The 17241-nt window shown below is 63.1% G+C and carries 12 protein-coding genes; 4 read left to right on the top strand and 8 right to left on the bottom strand.

The window, feature by feature from the left end:
- Window positions 1-57: 57 nt before the first annotated feature.
- The 3 genes from AWC07_RS01620 to AWC07_RS01610 all read right to left on the bottom strand — a co-directional run bounded on the left by AWC07_RS01620 (window position 58) and on the right by AWC07_RS01610 (window position 3185).
- A complete protein-coding gene (locus tag AWC07_RS01620; protein ID WP_051507862.1) occupies window positions 58-1302 on the bottom strand; it encodes a replication initiator in 1245 nt (414 codons plus the stop codon).
- On the bottom strand, window positions 1299-2738 hold the full coding sequence (locus tag AWC07_RS01615) for an FtsK/SpoIIIE domain-containing protein (protein ID WP_036410947.1): 1440 nt from the start codon (window positions 2736-2738) through the stop codon (window positions 1299-1301). Before AWC07_RS01615 ends, AWC07_RS01620 begins: the two co-directional genes overlap by 4 nt.
- A gap of 102 nt (window positions 2739-2840) precedes the next feature.
- Window positions 2841-3185, bottom strand: coding sequence for an SCO3933 family regulatory protein (locus AWC07_RS01610; protein WP_036410945.1), 345 nt, complete (start codon window positions 3183-3185; stop codon window positions 2841-2843).
- A gap of 275 nt (window positions 3186-3460) precedes the next feature.
- Between AWC07_RS01610 and AWC07_RS01605 the strand changes: the two genes are divergently transcribed.
- A complete protein-coding gene (locus AWC07_RS01605; protein WP_036410943.1) occupies window positions 3461-4222 on the top strand; it encodes an XRE family transcriptional regulator in 762 nt (253 codons plus the stop codon).
- A 33-nt stretch (window positions 4223-4255) separates the two neighbouring features.
- Entirely contained in the window at window positions 4256-4723 is a 468-nt protein-coding gene (locus AWC07_RS01600; protein WP_036410941.1) for an NUDIX hydrolase, read from the top strand.
- Window positions 4724-4730: 7 nt separating this feature from the next.
- Here AWC07_RS01600 and AWC07_RS01595 read toward each other — a convergent pair whose 3' ends face one another.
- A complete protein-coding gene (locus tag AWC07_RS01595; RefSeq protein ID WP_036410939.1) occupies window positions 4731-5267 on the bottom strand; it encodes an HD domain-containing protein in 537 nt (178 codons plus the stop codon).
- A 1421-nt stretch (window positions 5268-6688) separates the two neighbouring features.
- On the opposite strand from AWC07_RS01595, the gene AWC07_RS01585 reads away from it, so the two are divergent.
- A complete protein-coding gene (locus tag AWC07_RS01585; protein ID WP_139829472.1) occupies window positions 6689-7444 on the top strand; it encodes a hypothetical protein in 756 nt (251 codons plus the stop codon).
- Window positions 7441-9351, top strand: coding sequence for an AAA family ATPase (locus AWC07_RS01580; protein ID WP_036410933.1), 1911 nt, complete (start codon window positions 7441-7443; stop codon window positions 9349-9351). Before AWC07_RS01585 ends, AWC07_RS01580 begins: the two co-directional genes overlap by 4 nt.
- 250 nt (window positions 9352-9601) lie before the next feature.
- On the opposite strand, the gene AWC07_RS01575 is transcribed toward AWC07_RS01580, so the two are convergent.
- Genes AWC07_RS01575 through AWC07_RS01560 form a run of 4 tightly spaced genes read right to left on the bottom strand, consistent with a single transcriptional unit; the run spans window position 9602 to window position 16804 of the window.
- Window positions 9602-10585 carry a hypothetical protein gene (locus tag AWC07_RS01575; RefSeq protein ID WP_036410931.1) on the bottom strand — a complete coding sequence of 328 codons (984 nt, stop codon included), beginning with the start codon at window positions 10583-10585 and terminating at the stop codon, window positions 9602-9604.
- Window positions 10586-10596: 11 nt separating this feature from the next.
- The gene (locus AWC07_RS01570) at window positions 10597-14028 is read right to left on the bottom strand and encodes an AAA family ATPase (RefSeq protein WP_036410929.1); all 3432 of its coding nucleotides are present in this window, start codon (window positions 14026-14028) and stop codon (window positions 10597-10599) included.
- A 1-nt stretch (window position 14029) separates the two neighbouring features.
- A complete protein-coding gene (locus AWC07_RS01565) occupies window positions 14030-15199 on the bottom strand; it encodes an exonuclease SbcCD subunit D (RefSeq protein ID WP_036410927.1) in 1170 nt (389 codons plus the stop codon).
- Window positions 15200-15217: 18 nt separating this feature from the next.
- Window positions 15218-16804, bottom strand: a complete 1587-nt coding sequence (locus AWC07_RS01560) for an ATP-binding protein (RefSeq protein ID WP_036410949.1) — start codon at window positions 16802-16804, stop codon at window positions 15218-15220.
- Window positions 16805-17241 lie beyond the last annotated feature (437 nt).

Here is a 17241-nt window from a genome sequence, read left to right as displayed (position 1 = left end):
AGGTACTACGCTCACCGTTCAGATCGGACACCCCGGTCACACAAAACGAGGTGTGCATCAAACCCGGGATGCTCCAACGGTCGCCGACAATGCATCGTGTGTTCGCGATTTTCGCCAATCTGCGCGGCGTTCGCGCAGGGCGGTCATTGTCGTCGAGAATTGTCGTGACTTGCTCACGACATGGCCGCGATAGCCGAGAGTGTGAAGCCACGCCATCATGTCTGTGTAGGGTTCTTCTGCGGAGATTGTGGCAATTGCCCGCAGAATCTCGCGAAGGTGGTCCGTTACGTCGAGTTGATCGATTGCGGCAGGGCTGAATCGGCGGATTGCGATACCGAAGTCTGCGACGGATTTGGTCACGTACTTTGCAAGGTAAGAGGCAATCTCGCGACCGGACGTTTGGCTGTCATCATTCTGCTTTCCATCCGTGGTCATGATGGCTTTGATGTCGATTTGTTCGCCGAACTGCAGGGTTTTGTTGCCGGGCAGGGCTAGGGCCGTTTTGGTCGCCGCCTGGCGGACGAGGACGGCGAGGTCTTGTGCGCTAATGGTCGTGTCTGGCGCTGCTGGTGGTTGACCTGGCTCAGATGCGGCGTCCAATCGAATGACGGCGTGGAAATGGGGGAGCGCTCGTCGTTGTAGCTCAACCACTTTCATGAACGAAATCCGCGTCTGTTCTGGTTGCTCAGCGCGTCGGCGTAACTCGCATTTCAATCCGCGACGCAGGCGAATCGTGAACCGCCGCCACAGCTCTGGGGCATGCCACGTAAATAAGACGTGCACGAGGTAGTCGTAGCAAGCTCCACACAGGGGTTGTCCGAGCTCGGCGTCCGTATCGCGATGCGAACGATCGCACCACAACGGCTTTCCGTGTTGGCATTGGCGGCGGCCTGCGTTCCGTGGGTGGCAACCGCCTGCGGTGCGAACTGTGTGAACGGCACCGAAACTGGGTGCGGTCAGGGTCACAAAGACTTGGGCGTGATCGGTCACAGTTGACGGGATGTCGTGATGTCCGCCCCGCAGACCAGCGTGGATGAGTTGCCAGATATCGCGTGAGTACAGGTCGGAGCATGATGGGCATACGACGGCTCGTCGGTTGTTGCATCGCGTGAATACCTCGTGTTCGCGGCCCAAGCTGTCAAGGCCAGTCAGGTGGATCGGGTTGGCGCAGAAGCCAATTGCCTCGATCCGCTGCCACCAGTCGTCGAATCCTACTGCGCTGGCTCGCCGGATCATCTGGGCGACCACGACCTCGTGGTCGACGCCGCCCGGAGCGCCCGGCAAGTGGACCGGAGTGTTCATCGATTGCCCCCGTCCGGTCCGGCGTCATTTGTGTTGTGCGCGTTTCCGTTGCTGTAACTCCTTAGCGGGGTAAAGCGGGTGGCGAGGTCAGTGATGTCGGCGTCAGTGACGTGGAAGGCTCGGATGCGTTGCGGTTGCGCGGTGCCGTCGATCATCACGTAGCCCACACCGGGGGTGGTGTCGGCGATTAGGTCGCATTCCGCGCCTGCGTCACGGGCGCTCTGACCGAGCACCATCGCCGTTTGGCTGGTTTCAGTCAGTCGCAGCCCAATGCGTACGGTGAACAGCTGGCGCACCGGGAGGGTGTCTTTGGACGGATCCTGGATCGCGGCTACCACGCTGATACCGACCGCTCGGCCTTGCGAGAGCAGCAGCCCAAGGAGGTGTTCGATCTCGGTGCGTATCTTGCGGTCGGGGACGTAGGCCGTCAGGGCGGCGATTTCGTCGATGATCAAGACGTACAACGGTTCCGAGGGTGTCGGGGTGTGCAGGCGGGTGTGGCCGCGTAGCCGGTTGGCTCGTGCGTGCATCGCGGTCACCAAGGTCCGCAGCAAGTCAAGAGTGGTGTCCTTAGCATCATGAGAAAACGCACTGAAGATCCCCGCCCCGGGGCCGAGCTCCATACCTCCCTTCGGGTCAATAACGCACAGCCGTACCTGACCTGTCTTGACGCAGGGGGCCAGGCCGGCAATCAAGGACCACAGCACGGATCCTTTCCCCGCGCCGGTGGCGCCGGCGATAAGCAGGTGATGGCCGAGCACCGGAACCCGCCACCATTGGTGGGTGTCGGTGATCCCGACCGGCACAGCCGACAAGTTGACGTTGGTACTGGCCGCCGGGCGTGGCAGCCGAATGGGTTGGGCCAGAAAGTCATAGCGTGTGATCGTGATCCGCAGCTCGCCGGGCGCGGTGGGGCGGATGATCAGTCGGTCAGCGCGCCACGCGGCCGCGAGTTCGCGTATCCGCTTGTGCCAATCATCCACCGACTGACCGGTGACCACGCGCAGGTCGATCACGTCGGTGTGCTTGCCGATCCAGATTGAACGCACAACAGGTGTGAGAGTGCGGTCCTGGTGACGCGCCGTCAGACCATGCAGGGCACACACTTGTTCCCAGGTGCGGGTGTATCGCCACCACATCTGGAATCGCTGCCGCACAGGCCGCGCAATCCAGTGTTCAAAGGACTGCGTGTCCAGCGCAGCCCATGCGCCATAGCCAGCGCCAAGCCCGATAGCAGTGAGCATCCCGGCGCCGATGCCGTAACGCAGCATCATTACCAGACTGATGACGGCAGGCACGCTGACGGCAGGGAACAGGATCGCCAGCCACAGCAGGTAACCCGTCGCCTTGAACATGGCCCAGATCAGTTCGACAATCCACTCGTCGTTGGATCGTTCAGATCCGCTGCCGTTTTTCGTGTTCGATGAGTAGGACATGAGAACTCCTTCCTAAATAGGCTCGGACTCGAGTAGGGGCTGCCCGCCCGAAGTCGCGCCATGGAGGGTTTGGGCGGGCAGCCCATCGATCTTTTAATCGGGTTAGGCGCGGGTGGGGCCGCCGGAGTTCTTCGCCGACAACATGTCAGCGGTCTCGGTAATCGCGTCGGCGCGGTAGGCGATACCTGAGCGGCCATCCTGCGACCACGGCAGCGCCACCAAACCAGTGACCGTGACGGCACGGCCGGCGGAGACCTTCGGTTCTCCCGCAACAGTCACTGAGATCACGTCACCGCCCGATTCGTCCAAGGCCATGACCTGGACCGACCACAAGGGCAAACCCGTTGCCTTGTCCATACGGGGTTGGCCGGTATCGAAGTTCACCCGCTGCTCCGGCGCGCGCGTGCACGTGAATGTCACTGCAGTTGTGTTGATGAGCAACTTCATTGACTTTGTCCTTCCTAGTACCGATAGCGCCCGATTGAGCGCTGGCATCAGTTCAGAGGGACAAATCGGACATCGCTACGGACATGAGCGGACGTATTGGTCATCACCCGGACATTTCGGACACCCGGATGCGACCCGTCGCAGGAGTCGGCACCCTTGTAATCAGCGGAGCTGATGACTTGGCGCCAAGCTAGGCTTAGCCAGGGGACGTGCGGCACCAGCGGGGGAGGAGCACACGCGAAGGCCATGACTGCGACGGGCGCCGTACTCGGTTGATGATTCCGAACGAACCACTCAGAGAACGTGTACGCGGGAAGAGGCTGTCCGATCGGCGATTTGCCGACGGAATCGGAGTCTCGGTCAAAACCGTGCACCGCTGGCTGGCCGATGTCGACTACAAGGTTCGTGAGGAAAACGCCCGTCGGGCTGCCGAAGTACTCGGGTGCACTCCGCACGATCTGTGGCCACAGCAATACCCGGCCTCCGACGGTTCCCATCTGGCGACCAGCTGGGTCAAGCCATTCATGCCCACGGTGTATGCGACCCGCAGTCAGATACCCGTCAGTCTTTGGCAGCAGCATTTCACCGACGCTCACCGCGCGGTCGACATCCTGGTGTTTGCAGCAACCTTTTTATTCGACACCGTGGACGGATTCGTCGCCACACTGGTTGATGCGGCCGAGCGCGGCGTCGCCGTGCGAGTTCTCATTGGCGACCCAGAAAGTGCGAGCACGATTCTTCGCGGCCAAGAAGAGGACATCGGAGAAGCCGTCATCGCCAGGTGCCGTACCACCGTCGAACTGCTCGCTCCGCGGGCGACGACGCCGGGGCTGCAGATTCGGACGCACCAAACGACCCTCTACGCGTCGACGTTTCGGGTCGACGACGACATGATCGTGAACTTTCACATCTATGGGTCGCCCGGCCGTAGCAATCCGGTCATGGTCTTCGCCCGCGCTGACGAGCCCCGACTGTGGGCCACGTTCGACCAGGCATTCAATCGAGTCTGGGACAACGCCAAACCGCTGACCGACTGATGCCAGCCCTACCTGAAGGAGGCTCGTTCGCCCATGCGAACCGATTATTACAACGACCCTGAGGCTCCCAAGCCCAATAGCGTCGTTCCGTCTGCGTCCGCGGTCGTTACCGACGAACTCGGCCGCATCCTGCTTATCAAGCGTCGCGACAACAAGCTCTGGGCCCTGCCGGGCGGCGGACACGACGTCGGGGAAACCATCGAACAGACCGCCGTGCGCGAAGTTAAGGAAGAGACCGGCCTCGACGTGGAGATCACCGCACTCACCGGGATCTACACAAATCCCGCCCACATCGTAGCGTTCTCCAATGGCGAAGTCCGCCAGCAATTCTCGCTTTGCTTCACCGCTCGTCTGACGGGCGGAACGCCGGCCATTGACCACGAGAGCACCGACATTGCGTGGACACACCCAGATGATATCGCCACACTCGATATGCACCCATCAATGCGGCTACGGATCAGCCACTACCTCGAAGCCCGATCGAGCCCCTACCTCGGGTGATCGGTTATCAGATCCAGCCGTGCACGCGTTCCACAGTCGCCAGGAGCTCGTCGCGTGAACAGTAGACCGCACGATGGACGGGGTCGTCGGGCTCGTAGCGCTGCAGCACCTCCTGCAGCCGGTCATGGGCGGCCACCGTCGACCCGTCGGGCCCCGTTGTCAAGTCGCAGAACGTCAACGCATCCAGCACCCGCTGCGGCGGTTCAGAGAAAGCCGAGAAAGCGCTGATCCCGCGTTCCCGCGCTTCGGCCGGCGCACCAGAGTGAAATGCGACCAGCGACACGACCAGTTCGTGAAACCCTTCCCGGCGCGCGAATAGTGCGCCGTCGACCGGATGAAAACCCGTCATCCGCACAGACGGCGCATGGCCGATGTCATGCAGCCACGCTGCCGCCACCAGGCAATCCCCAGTGATCACGTCGAAATGCCCGCGAAGGGCAGCGGCGGCCGTTGCGACACCACGGACATGTGCGAGTCGCAACGGTAGGACATCAAGGCGCGTTTGTGCCGCGACTCGTGCCTGATTCACCTGCGCGGCAGTCATTGACCCCACTCTACGATCTTGGCCCGTTGCTGCGGTGTCCTGCGGAACCGCGCGATCACCCGACAATCTCTCCGACGACATTCTGGCCGTGGACGATGCCTACACATCAGACTGTGGTGGCACTACGAACCTTCGCCAACGCCGAGGCTGACAAGCAGCCGGACACAGGCGAAGGCTATGGACTTGGGCGCCGGCTTTCAGATCGGCCTCAGGGTCGTTCTGATCTTCGCCCACGCTGGATGCGGTCGCTGATGTTAAGAAGTTTTCGGATTCGTTTGTGAGAGGTTTGATCCGATTTTCAGACCTCTACCGCCCACACGCAGCCCGGTCCTGACCAAGTCCGTCCTGGGCGGTCGGCTACCAGAACAAGGCATCGCGGGTGGCGGCTCCCGTCCGCTCGGCCGCTCCCGTCCGCCGCCACCAAAGTCTGATTTCTAGGCCTCGACCAACCAGAAGCCGTCGGAGATCTGCGGCGTGAGAACTTTCTTTACTGGTATCAAGGGCACCAGGACTAAGCGACATGGTCTGGATCAACATGCAGGCTCACTAAGGCGTCGAAGTCGCCAGCGAGCAGCTAGCTGCAGAATTGGCATGCGCCGCGTTGAGAGACCGCCAACGGTCGAGCACTTGCTTTCTTGCGTGCCACGTCTCACCATAGTCATGCCTCATCCCTCGGAGATTTGCCCATACGGTGACTTGGCTGGCAACTGCGACCGCGACTGTCCGATGCAGGATTGCTCCTGCACTCTTGGGTCAACCGTCCTAGGTCTCGATGCCAGCCATCTCTTCGTTCTTCGCCGTGCAGCGACGGTTCTTGCTACTTCAGACAGTGTCCGGCGCCGACTCTTGTCGCTCCTCGCCGCGCACCGTTGTTCGGGTTCTCGGCACCTAGTGTCATGCGAGGTCTGCCTTCGAGAAGAGGTGACGGGACCCCGGGATAACGTCTGCGACCCGCCACCCCCGCTAGCGGAAGTGCTTCGTGAAGCGGACATCGCAGACCATTTAACGGTGCACAGCGACTTCGGCTGGGATGTCCTACCGGACCCCGTGCCGTTGCCTTGGGGTTTGACGTTCGGTGAGCGGGATCGGCGGCTAGCGATGGCTACTCACGCGGCGGGCGAGGCCGCGGGAGTCGACCCGCTGTTAGTAAGTGACGATGTGGACTTCGTCGAGAACCTGAAATCTGTAGATGTAGCGGTCCATGTACGTGTCTACCCGGTAGGAAGCGGAGATCTGCTGATCGCACTACATGAGTGCGGTGCCATTACAGACCAAGAGTTGGAAGCAGTACTTGTCGCGGAAGAGGCCCGGCTCACCAACGATTTAGCAATGCAACCGCGTAAGCGTGCTCGCAAGGAGGACGCCCTAAACCGCATGGCGGTCCGGTTAGGCCGCCGCACAGCGAGATGATGGAGAAAAAAATGGGAGAGGACATGGCTGGCAGCCAGAATCGTGACGTTCTCCCGGCCGGGGACCAGCGTCGGCGCGGTCCTGTGGCACGGCTCGCGTTGACCCGACGCGTTGTGGCGGCCCTCGATCCCCTTGAGAACGCACAGATCGAAGCGGACGTCGAGAACCCGGTGCTTCCACCCGGTGTGACATCAATACCGCTCTTTCGGACCGACCTCTTGATCCGCGCCCTCGACCTGCGCATCCGGTTGACGTTGCTGCCAGGAGCAGAGGCCACTGAACTCGACGCCGACGACGTGCTTACTGGCGGACTCGCAATGCTGCTCAATAATCCCGAAACCGCGTCCGTGATTGTCGTTGTAGACGACGATAACCTGACATGTCGAATCATCGAGCCGTTCGACCGGCCCGACGCGGTCGTGTCGGCCGAGGCCTCTGCGACTGATGGCTCGCTTCCGCGCCGCGGTCCGGTAGCCACCGTTTTACGGGACTATCTCCGGCAGATAAATCCATCGTGGGAACCCCCGCCTCGTATAGGTCAAGTTTCGCGAGAGATCGAAGAGATCGCGCTGCAAGTCGCACTGGATGTTGTGGCCGAACTTCGAGCGAAACGAAAGAACACCCCAGAGTGGAGGGAGGCAAGGCTGGGCCTAGCGGACCAAGATGCGCAGTGGATCCGTGATCAAGCCGTTCACGTGGTCCTCAGCGACTTGGGTGCAGAGGCACTCGTCACCCTGATTGATGAGCGCGCTAGGAGCAAGTCATGATTCGGCACGTCTCGCTAACGAATTGGAAGGCGTTTGAGCGACTGCAGCTCGACTTGCCCGAGGGAACGTCGTTCATCGTGGCCCGCAACGGCGTCGGGAAGACAAGCCTGCTCCAGGCCCTGCACTTCGGTCTTTTCGGCGACCGGCGCCTGCTTGCGAGTGGTAGCAACGTCGAACGCGCGGTTCGTGGCGGCAATGAGAGCGCAGCACGCGTCGAACTCACCGTCGATCTCGACGGCGCACAATGGGTCATCGCGCGGGATGTGCCCGGGGACCTCGGCTCACGCACCCCGCTCCCGACACCGTCCGTGATTACAAACGGTGGGCAGGTGCCCGAAATCGCGTGGACGGATGCCCTGGTGCGGGCCGCCGGGGTGGGTCTGACTGAACTTCGTCTCCTGGCGGCGATCGGAGAAGGCGGCACACAGTCCGCTCGGGATCGAAACAGCGCTGACGATTACAACCTGATCCAGCACCTATCTGAGGTTTTGGGCGTGTCCAGGCTGCGCGAAGCTGCCGGCGAGCTCCGTAAAACGGCGCGCGAGACGTCTACATCTGCTGACAAAGAGCGTCTGACGCTCAGAGACCGGCCAGAGCGGTCTTCCGTCGGGGAACAGGAGAGACTCTCGTCGGAGCGCGAACCACTGCCTGGTCGGATGCGTCAAATTCAGGAACTGTTGGATCAGATTCAGGAGCGTCAGAGGCTTAGGAATCAATGGACGGCATGGCGCGAGCAGGAGAATGCGGCGCGTGGGGGCGCGGTAGCGGTGGCGACAAGGCTCACCGCCGCATCGACCGAACATAAGGAAGTGCTCGACGAGCTGGTTGGGCGCCATCTCGACGCGGTCGAGTTCAATCACGACGCCCCCGCTTCGGTCCTCGTTGACCTCGTCAGCACGATGCAGAACGCGGCACGCGTTCTGCTGGACGACCTACGGGTTCAACGGGACGACCAACTCAGAGCTGTCGGTGGCGTCGAAGCCCAGGTGTCGTCAATCGACGCCACTGTTCGCTTGCTCTCGGAGACCACCGCCGTTTGTCCGACATGCCGCCAACCGCTATCGGAGGAGGCGGCAGAGCGAGCTCGCGCCGAACACCTTGCTGAGCGCCAACGATTGTTGGCAACCGAAGCAGCCGCACGAAACGTTGCAAGTCGCGCGGACGCTGCTATCGCCGCGCTGGGCACGGCCATCAACGAGGTTTTGCCGAGTACGAACCCGGCGCCAGTTGAACCCATGCCGGACGGCCCAGCCGATCAAGACGAAGCAGACGCCTCGGACCTGACCCGTCAACTTGAGGACGTCAGAATCCAGATGTACCAGATAGACGGATCGCTGAATGCGCTTCGAACGGATGCTCAGCAGCGGTCAGCGGACGCTGCCCTGTCTCGTCGCCTCGTTTCCCGGTACCGAAAGGCGGACCTTGCAACGGTCGCAGCAGACGCATTTGAGCGGCTGGCTGACTCGATGTGTCGAGACCGCCTCAACCCGCTTGCTGAGTTGCTCTCTAAGCGATGGTCGGAACTATGGCCGGGGCGTCCATCGCTCACTCTCGATGTGGACACTGGCGACGTGCTGGGAAGGGTTGCCGAAACTCAGATCTCCCTCGCCGATCTGTCTGGCGGCGAACGGGCTGTCGCGATCGTCCTCGTTCGGTTGCTGGCGCTCCAGAGCGCAAGCAACAGCCCGATCCTCCTGATGGACGAGCCGTTGGAGCACCTCGATCCACGGAATCGGCGCCTTCTCGCAAGCCTGTTGGTAGCGGCAACACGAACCCCGGATGCGCCGCCAAGACAGGTTCTCGTCACGACTTATGAGGAGTCGGTGATCCGTCGCCTCGATAAGCAAGTCGCGGGCTACGGTTCTAACGTGGTGTACGTCGCAGCCCGACCAAAGACTGAGGAATGACCCGTGTGTTATCTGGCCGAAGGCCGATGAATGTAGCACCGCGGGCCGGGCTCCTGCGGAGCTAATTTCGGGCGCGGTTACCGGCCACGCAGTGCGTCATCGCGTTTATCGACGCACATTGGACTCAGTCCTAAGCCAAACGAACAGTTTTCACTTTCTCGAGAACATTTTGGGACCACACGTTAGTCGGGGCGGATACTTCGCGGTTCGTGATCCGGCCCGATAAGGCGACGCAGTTCACCGACTGGGGCTACGAAATAAAAGGTGCGGCAGAGCGTATTTCGCGATACAGCCGGGAGGCGTCGCCGAGGCGATGTCGCAGCTGCCTCTCTAGGCCCGCGATGGGCACGAGGTTCTGAGGTGCGCGGCTGTCCTTGTACTCCACCGAGGCGAATCTAGCCAGTAGCTGCTGACTCGCGTTTGCAAGGGCGACGGCCTCGCTGAGGTCCAGTGTGGGCGCTGCCTCCAATCGCACCACCCCGGCCCACGGTCCGGCCGGGGTGCAGGGCAACCGGAGATACCACGAATAGCGCTGCCAGCCCGTTGCGATGGCAAATATCGGTGTCCTCGCGGCCGTCTCGAGCTCGGCCACGACGGAATTCAACTCGGGTGGCAAATATTGGGCCTGATGCGTTTTCACGTAACCGAGTGCGCGGGGAAGGTGAGCGCGGTCGCGCAGCGGACCATCGATGATCAAAAGGTTGTCCGCGACGGCACCGTGGGAACCCGCGGCCCGGGTTTGCACCGCGGCAACGATTTCTAGGTCTGTCAGCGCGCGCTGAACGGCGTTGCTCAACGCGGCCGCCACGGCTACGTCGGAGCCTGCTACCACGCGATGGAAAACGTACGTGCTGCCCGCAATGGGGATATGAGTTCCGGTGACGGCGGCTGTGAACAGGCCGCGGCGCACCTCACTGCTGATCAAATGCGCGCCGTGTTGGCAGCAGCAGACGACGCCAGCCGCATACGACGCGCAAATCCCCGCAACCGAGCGACCGGCTTCGATTACGCCGGTCGCGGCGTCGTCGATCCAGACGCGTGCGTCGATCCGACGCACGCCGTCGACGAATAGCAGGTCCCGTCTCTGCGCGTCTGGTTGAGACGCCGGGATTGGGGCCCATTTTGCCGTTGACACCTCGATTGTGGTGTCAACCTGAACCTCCGACTGTGGCAACGCCTCCAGCTCGACTCCGGAGTCGTAGCTCGGGTCCCAACTATCGACACTGAACCTCACCGTCTACCTCGTCAGATTCCTTGGCGCTCGATGTGCGAGCCGGCGCTGTCGCGGGTCACTTGGAAGCGGACCGGTATCCGTTCGGCCAGTGCGGGAACGTGGGTGATTACGCCGACCATCCGCGAGCCCGAAGATGCGAGGTTTTCCAGCGTTCCCGCGACCGTCTCCAAGGTGACCTCGTCGAGCGTGCCGAATCCTTCGTCCAGAAATATCGACTCTAACTTGCTGGCGCCCACCGCCGACAGCGATGTGACCTGCTCCGATAGCGCCAGCGCCAGCGCCAGGGCCGCCTGAAACGTTTCTCCCCCCGATAACGTTTTGACTAGTCGAGGCATGTTGGCATCGTTGTGGTCGATGACCAGCAAGTCGCGTTCGTCGCGGGTAAGGCTAAACTGCCCACTGGACAGGTCCATCAGGATCGCCGAGGCGTCCAGCAGCAGCGTATCGAGCGCGCTGGCGATCAGCCAGCGGGGAAAGTTGTTGCTGCGCATAAGATTCGCGAGCTCATGTGCGACGTCGGCCGTGTCTTTGGCCGCCTTCATTTGTTTCTGCATTTGCTTGGACTCTTCGAGACGCTCTTTACCGCGCTTCAGCGCCGCTTGGGCGGTCGCGACCGCGGAGGCGACCAGACGGGTCGCTTCGGTACTCAGGGCTGCGGCGTCGTCTGTCGACGGCGCGGTTATCCCTTCGGCTGTCAGCGCCTCCACTAAGCTCACCCGAACGGCCTGTGCCCGCGTGTCCGCTTCCCACGCGGCGCGCTTGGCCGCCTCGATCTGGGCTCCTCGCGAGGACGCTTCGGCGGCGCTCCAGTCCGCGAGCAGTTGCCACCCGGCTGCGATGTCGGTGCCGGTGATCTCGGGAGCACCGAAGGGTGTCAGCGGATCTCGGCTGCGGCGCAACTGCTGCCAGCTGGCCTGGATGGCCGCTTCTACCTGGGCGAGCGCGTCTGTCGCCGCGGACACGGCCGTGCGCGCTTCGCCGAGTGCCGAACTTGTAGCATTCACTTCTTCTTCCAGCGCGATCACATGGTCAAGCTGCTTGCGGACGTCATCGACCTCAGGTGCGGCGGACAGCTGCTGAGTGAGCTCGGCCTCGCGCTGCTGCTTCATCTGCACTTGCTGGTCGGCCCGCTCCTTGGCGACCGCGGCGGCCGTGTACGCGTTGGCCGACTCCGTGGCCGCGTCTTCGGCGAGTTTGCGTTGCTCGTGGCCGCGCGACGCGGCATCGTTGGCGTCATCAGCCGCTTGTGACAGCACTTTGAATTGCTGGGCAAGTGCATCGGCGGTTCTTGAAACCCACGCCGTCAACTGACCCCAGCCCCGATGGATGTCGCTGTCGTCGATCGCCGGTGGGTCGAGCGCGCTCACATTGTCGCGGGCCGCACCGAGGGCGGTGCGAGCTGATGCGGCGTCGTTTTCGGCGTTTGCCGCTGCCTGCTCGGCGGCGCGAACACTACCGCGGGCGCGGATCACGTTGGCATCGGCGGTCTTGCGCTTGTCCTCGATCTTTGCGCGCTGGCCCTGAGCAGCCACCAGCCTCGCGCGTGCTGCTGACACCTCCGCCGAGAGCCGAGACAGCCCTTCACTGCTCGCTTCTTCGCTGACGGAATCTCGCACGATCACGCACTGGTCCACCATGTCGAGCGCGGTGAGGTGGTCGAGAAGCTTGACTCGGCGGTCCTCGCACCGTCGGAGCTGTTCGCCCCGCACCGCGACGGCGCTGTTGTGCTCAACTTCGAGTTGCGCGAGTGCAGCCGCCGCCTTCTGGGCCCTGTCCCGCGCCCGTTCGGCGGCCGACCGCGTAGCTTCAATATTGGTGGCAACGGACTCGGGCGGTAGCTGGGTGATGGTCTGGCCACAAACGGGGCAGTCGTCTCCGACGGTCAGTTCTGTCCTGATCGCCGCCGCCTTGTCGGCACGTTCGGCGTCGTGCAAGGCGGCCTCGGCCGTCGCGGCCTGCTCGGCTGCTTCTGCTGCCTTCTGTTGCGCTTCAGCGAAACCTGCGTCCGATTGTGAGCGCTGTGCGGATGCGGCGGCGTCGCCGGCGACGAAGCTGATGATCTCTTCTGCTTCGGTGACCGCGGCGACCGCTGTTGCAGGGTCGGGGAGCTCCAAGAGCTCGTCGGCGGCGTCCTTCTGGACCTCCTCAGCTTTGCCCAGATCCGATTTCGCCTGCGTGAGTTGAGAAGCCGCGTCGCGGATCGCTTCGCTGATCGTGTCGAGACCTTCCGGAACGCTGATTCGGTGCAACGCAGCGAGATGGTCTCGCGCCTCGACGTATTCGCGCGCTCGGAGCTCCACCACGCGGTCGGCTTCGGTGGCTGCAGCGCGCGCAGTGTTGGCCGCGGTGTCCGCGCGTTCGCGGGTCGTGGCGGCCTCCTGCAGCTCGGCGTCCGCAGCAGCGGCGGCGTTGATGACAACCGGTAGCACGTCGGTGATCTGCTCAAGTTCACGCCAGTTTGCAAGCGTCTGTTCGAGCTGGTGGCGCGGCGGCGCTGTTTGGAGCGCGGCACGTGCCGTGTGATCTCGCTCTTCGAGGCCGCTCTGCTGTGTCTTGGCGGTGGCCAACGCGGCTTTCTTCGCTTGCCGGGCGACATCGAGGTCGGCGACCCCCGCCGGTACGACGACCGCGAGCAGCGCGTCGAGTTCGGCGTTCAACTGTGCGACGTGCTCTCCTGCGCGGGCTACCTCCTCGGCCGCCTGCGTGAGAGCCGGGACGGCCACTGTGGTCACATGCTTTTCGAAATCTTTTGCCTTCGTGCGGGTTTGGCGCAACGCTGCAACGTTCTCTTCCGTGGCGTCTGCATATCCGGCCAGCTGCTCGGTCAGGGTTTCGGCGCGCATCTTATTGGCGCTGGCCCGGCTGTATGCCGCACGTTGGATGCCGTCGTAGATGCCGTATCCGAGGAGGTTTTTCAGGATGTCCTGGCGGTCGCCGTCCGTGGCGTGCAGGAAGCGGGCAAAGTCACCCTGGGGCAGTGCCACGGCTTGGGTGAATTGGTCGAAGGTTAGCCCAAGAAGCTTTTCAACGGCTGTCGTGACGCGCGGGCTACCGGATTCAAGCGTGGTGGTCTCATCGTCGAAAGCACCGAGGGCAAGTGGCGACAGGAATTCCTCCAGCCGGGCTTCCCTGATGGTGACCGCTTGTATCTTGCCGCCGCCGCGGCGAACGTCGCGGACGACACTGAAGCGCCGCCCGGCGAGGTCAAATATCAGGCGAACCACGCCACGATTTGCGGTGGGGGCCAGCGCGGGGGCGACGGCGCTGCGGTTGTCCCAGCGTGGGACGGTGCCGTAGAGCGCGAAGATCATTGCGTCGATGATCGTGCTCTTGCCGGCGCCGGTCGGGCCGACAAGCACGAAGAAGTCGGCATCGCGGAAGTCGACGCTCACCTTCGTGCGGTAGGAGCAGAAGCCGTCGAGTTCGAGTAGGACCGGGCGCATGTCAGGTTGCTGTCGCGTCCGCGGAGGTTACTTCGTCGAGGAGTTCGATAAACAGTGCATCGATGCGGGGATCGGAGATTTGACGCTCCTTGCAGAACTCGTCGAACAGCTCGACAGGGCTCCGGTCGGTGCGGTCCGGGCGCGCGGTCGGTTGGGCCTTCTCGACATATTCGGGATCGATACGGATCTCGAGGGCGTTGGGGAGGGCTTCGAGCACGTCATCGCGCAGACCGGCGCGGACGGGTTCGCGAACGTAGACGCGCAGGTAGTCATTGCTGAATTCGGGTGCGCCCTCGCGCAGCTCGTGAAGTGAGCCTCTGACGGTGCGCAACCGACGACCCGCGGTGATCGACACCTCGGTAATCTTCGCCGGCGTGGTTGGTGAAACCTCAACCAGGAGAACCATGTTGGTGTTGTCCTGTTCGCCGAAGTCGACGGCGATGGGGGAGCCGCTGTAATGAACCGGGCAAGGCGCGGGAATGCTCTGCCGCCGGTGGAGATGTCCCAGCGCGACGTAGTGAGGGTCGGAACCGAAAACGCTGCTGGGCACGTAGTAGTCGAAGATGGTCTGGGCCGCGCGCTCTCCGCCACCCATCGTGCCGCCGGTGATTGTCAAGTGCGCCATGATGATATTGATCGCCTCGGCCGTGAAGCCGGTCTTCAGGTGGCTGAGCATCTTGCGAACAAGTTCGTCGTACGCCGCGGCATGAAGGTCGGGCGTGCCGGCCAGCAGCTCTGCGGCTCGCACCGCGTAGCGGGTGGTCAGGAAGGGCAGGACGGCGACGTTGACACGCTCACCCGTCGATCGGGCGTCGAACGAGACAACGCCGCCGCTGTCCGCGGGGCGCACGTGGCCGAGCAAATGTATGCCAGCGGCCGCCATCAGCGGCCGGTAGGCGTCGAACGTGCCGGCGTGGTCGTGGTTTCCGGCCATCGCGATGACTTCGGCACCGGTTCTGCGTAACTCAATGAGGGCATGGACGACGAGCCGTTGCGCTTCGGCTGACGGTGCTGATGTTTCGTAGAGGTCACCTGGCAATAGCACCGCATCTACCTCTTCCCTTCCGGCAATGCCGACGATCTCATTGAGGACCTCGGCGTGCTCGGCGAGCCTGCTGTGCCCCTTGAGGATCTTGCCGACGTGCCAGTCGGAGGTGTGCAGAAACTTCATCAGTTCCTCCCTGGGCCGCTAGAACGGTGCATCGTCCGGTAGCGGTACGCCGGCGGGAAAGGTGCCATCTTGAGATTCGCCGTCTGTTGACGACGGAGGACGGGCGTCGTCGACTTCGGACAGCCGGGTCGCCCATGCGGGGAAGGGGAATTCGACCGCCAGCGGGACCGGTATCGCGGGCTGATTGACGAACATGGCCCCCGGTTTCGCGATCGTGGCACGCATTCGCTGCCCCGCCGGCAGGAAACCGTATTCGCCCCGAGAGGCCTCCGCCGCGTCGAGGCGTCCGACCACCTTGATGGCGCTGTTGCTGATGATGCGACGCTCCACTTCGCTCGCCGTCTGCTGGGCACCGATCAGGATGATGCCGAGTGACCGGCCGCGCTCGGCGATGTCGAGCAGCAGGGCTTTAATGGGGCTTTCGCCTTCGCGGGGCGCGTACTTGTTGAGTTCGTCCAGCATCGTGAACAGCAAACTGCCGGGCCCGGCCGCCTCCTTCCGCTCTGTCTCGGCCCGGAGCACCACGCCGGTGACGAATCGCTGCGCGCGTTCCATGAGGTTGTGCAGGTCCACGAGCGTCACTTGGTGGTCTTCGGTGCTGATGCGCCTGCCAGGACGGTCGGGGATGTCTCCGCGAATGATCTCGGACAGCGCGCGCTGGCTGGAACGAAGCCGGCGCACAAAGGCATTCGCTGTCCCGGCGCCGATGGCGGGTCCGGCCCACAGTGCCATCGTGGCCTGATCGGTCACCCGGTCGCAGATGAGCTCGACCAGGTCGGTGTACGTGCGGCATTGCTGTCCGTCGATCATGACTGCACCGTCGTTGCCAGCGGGCGTGGAGTCACTGCGTAGGCGGCTGGTCACCTGATGCACCACCAGCGTGTACTGACTGCGTTCGTCTTCGGTGTCCGCGAAGACGTAGGGCAAGAGTTGCTCGGCGCAGAACTCCCGGATCGTCCACCAGAACGCGTTCACCCCTTCGGTCCGGCCAGCGACGTTCGGCCGGGCGTTGTTCGACGCCGCTACTGGGGGTGCGAAGAAACCGACCGAGGCGAACGGGGTCGCCGTCAGGTTCAGGCGGGCATATTCGGCGCGCAGCTCATCGCCCGATTCCCCGCGCAGCCGTAGGTTGGGCCGATCCACGAACAGCAGATCCTCGCCTTTGACGGAGAAGATCAACGCCTTGGCGTTGTGCGCGTTGGGCAGCACGCCGCTGGTGAAGATCGAATGCAGCAGGAACAGCGCGAACGACGTTTTGGTGGCCACGCCGGAGATTCCGCTGATCGACACGTGCGCACCACGCGTACCGTCGATGAAATCGAGGTCGACGTAGATTATCTCCCCGTCTCTGCCGGTACCGACCGGGATACGACGTTCCATCTGGTCGAAATACAGCGCTTGGAATCGCTCGGGGCCCGTCGCGCGACGCACGATGGAACCCGGCCGGGGGGGTACATAGAGCTCGGGCTCGACGCGCGTGGTGGTCACCTCGGCGATCTCCTGCACCCTGGCGGGCAGCACACCGTCGGAGATGAGGAACACGTCGCTGCTGAAACTGGCGCCTTCGTGCTGCGCGCGCACCTGCGTGACGATGCCCGACGTCATCACCTGGCCGCGCCGCGGGACCTCGCGCAGGGTTGCGACGACGTCGTCGAGCTGCAGGTACGCCTCCGGGTAGATCGCGACGTGGAATGTCAGCGGTGTCGCGTCCTCAGTGCCGATCACCTCGCCGACCGCATCGGCGCCGTCTACGTCATTCGTTTTGGTCGCCGCTGCGGGGGTGCATTCCTCGCCCTGTTCGTCCGACACTGTACCGACCTTCCGGGGTGCGACGAATTCTCTACCCGCACCGACGGGCTCCGATTCTATGATTCACGCGTGTTTTACCGCAGGGTTTCCGCGACCTGCCCGGGCGATGGACGGCGTTGCATCAATAAAGCTCCGTTTCGACCGCCGAAAACCCGGTGTCGACCGCCACCGTGATGGGACCGGTTTGAGCAGGGTTTAGCCACGGTCATGGGACCACCCGTTTGCCAGTGATG

The organism is Mycobacterium gastri (assembly GCF_002102175.1).
Taxonomy (GTDB): Bacteria; Actinomycetota; Actinomycetes; order Mycobacteriales; family Mycobacteriaceae; genus Mycobacterium; species Mycobacterium gastri.
The sequence above is the reverse complement of the archived record's forward strand: the minus strand, read 5'-3'. Positions and strand labels throughout refer to the sequence as shown.

Bases quoted from the DNA above. Each gene is read 5' to 3' on its own strand.
- AWC07_RS01620 (WP_051507862.1), bottom strand. From the start codon at position 1,302: ATGAACACTCCGGTCCACTTGCCGGGCGCTCCGGGCGGCGTCGACCAC.
- AWC07_RS01615 (WP_036410947.1), bottom strand. From the start codon at position 2,738: ATGTCCTACTCATCGAACACGAAAAACGGCAGCGGATCTGAACGATCC.
- AWC07_RS01610 (WP_036410945.1), bottom strand. From the start codon at position 3,185: ATGAAGTTGCTCATCAACACAACTGCAGTGACATTCACGTGCACGCGC.
- AWC07_RS01605 (WP_036410943.1), top strand. From the start codon at position 3,461: ATGATTCCGAACGAACCACTCAGAGAACGTGTACGCGGGAAGAGGCTG.
- AWC07_RS01600 (WP_036410941.1), top strand. From the start codon at position 4,256: ATGCGAACCGATTATTACAACGACCCTGAGGCTCCCAAGCCCAATAGC.
- AWC07_RS01595 (WP_036410939.1), bottom strand. From the start codon at position 5,267: ATGACTGCCGCGCAGGTGAATCAGGCACGAGTCGCGGCACAAACGCGC.
- AWC07_RS01585 (WP_139829472.1), top strand. From the start codon at position 6,689: ATGGGAGAGGACATGGCTGGCAGCCAGAATCGTGACGTTCTCCCGGCC.
- AWC07_RS01580 (WP_036410933.1), top strand. From the start codon at position 7,441: ATGATTCGGCACGTCTCGCTAACGAATTGGAAGGCGTTTGAGCGACTG.
- AWC07_RS01570 (WP_036410929.1), bottom strand. From the start codon at position 14,028: ATGCGCCCGGTCCTACTCGAACTCGACGGCTTCTGCTCCTACCGCACG.
- AWC07_RS01565 (WP_036410927.1), bottom strand. From the start codon at position 15,199: ATGAAGTTTCTGCACACCTCCGACTGGCACGTCGGCAAGATCCTCAAG.
- AWC07_RS01560 (WP_036410949.1), bottom strand. From the start codon at position 16,804: ATGACGTCGGGCATCGTCACGCAGGTGCGCGCGCAGCACGAAGGCGCC.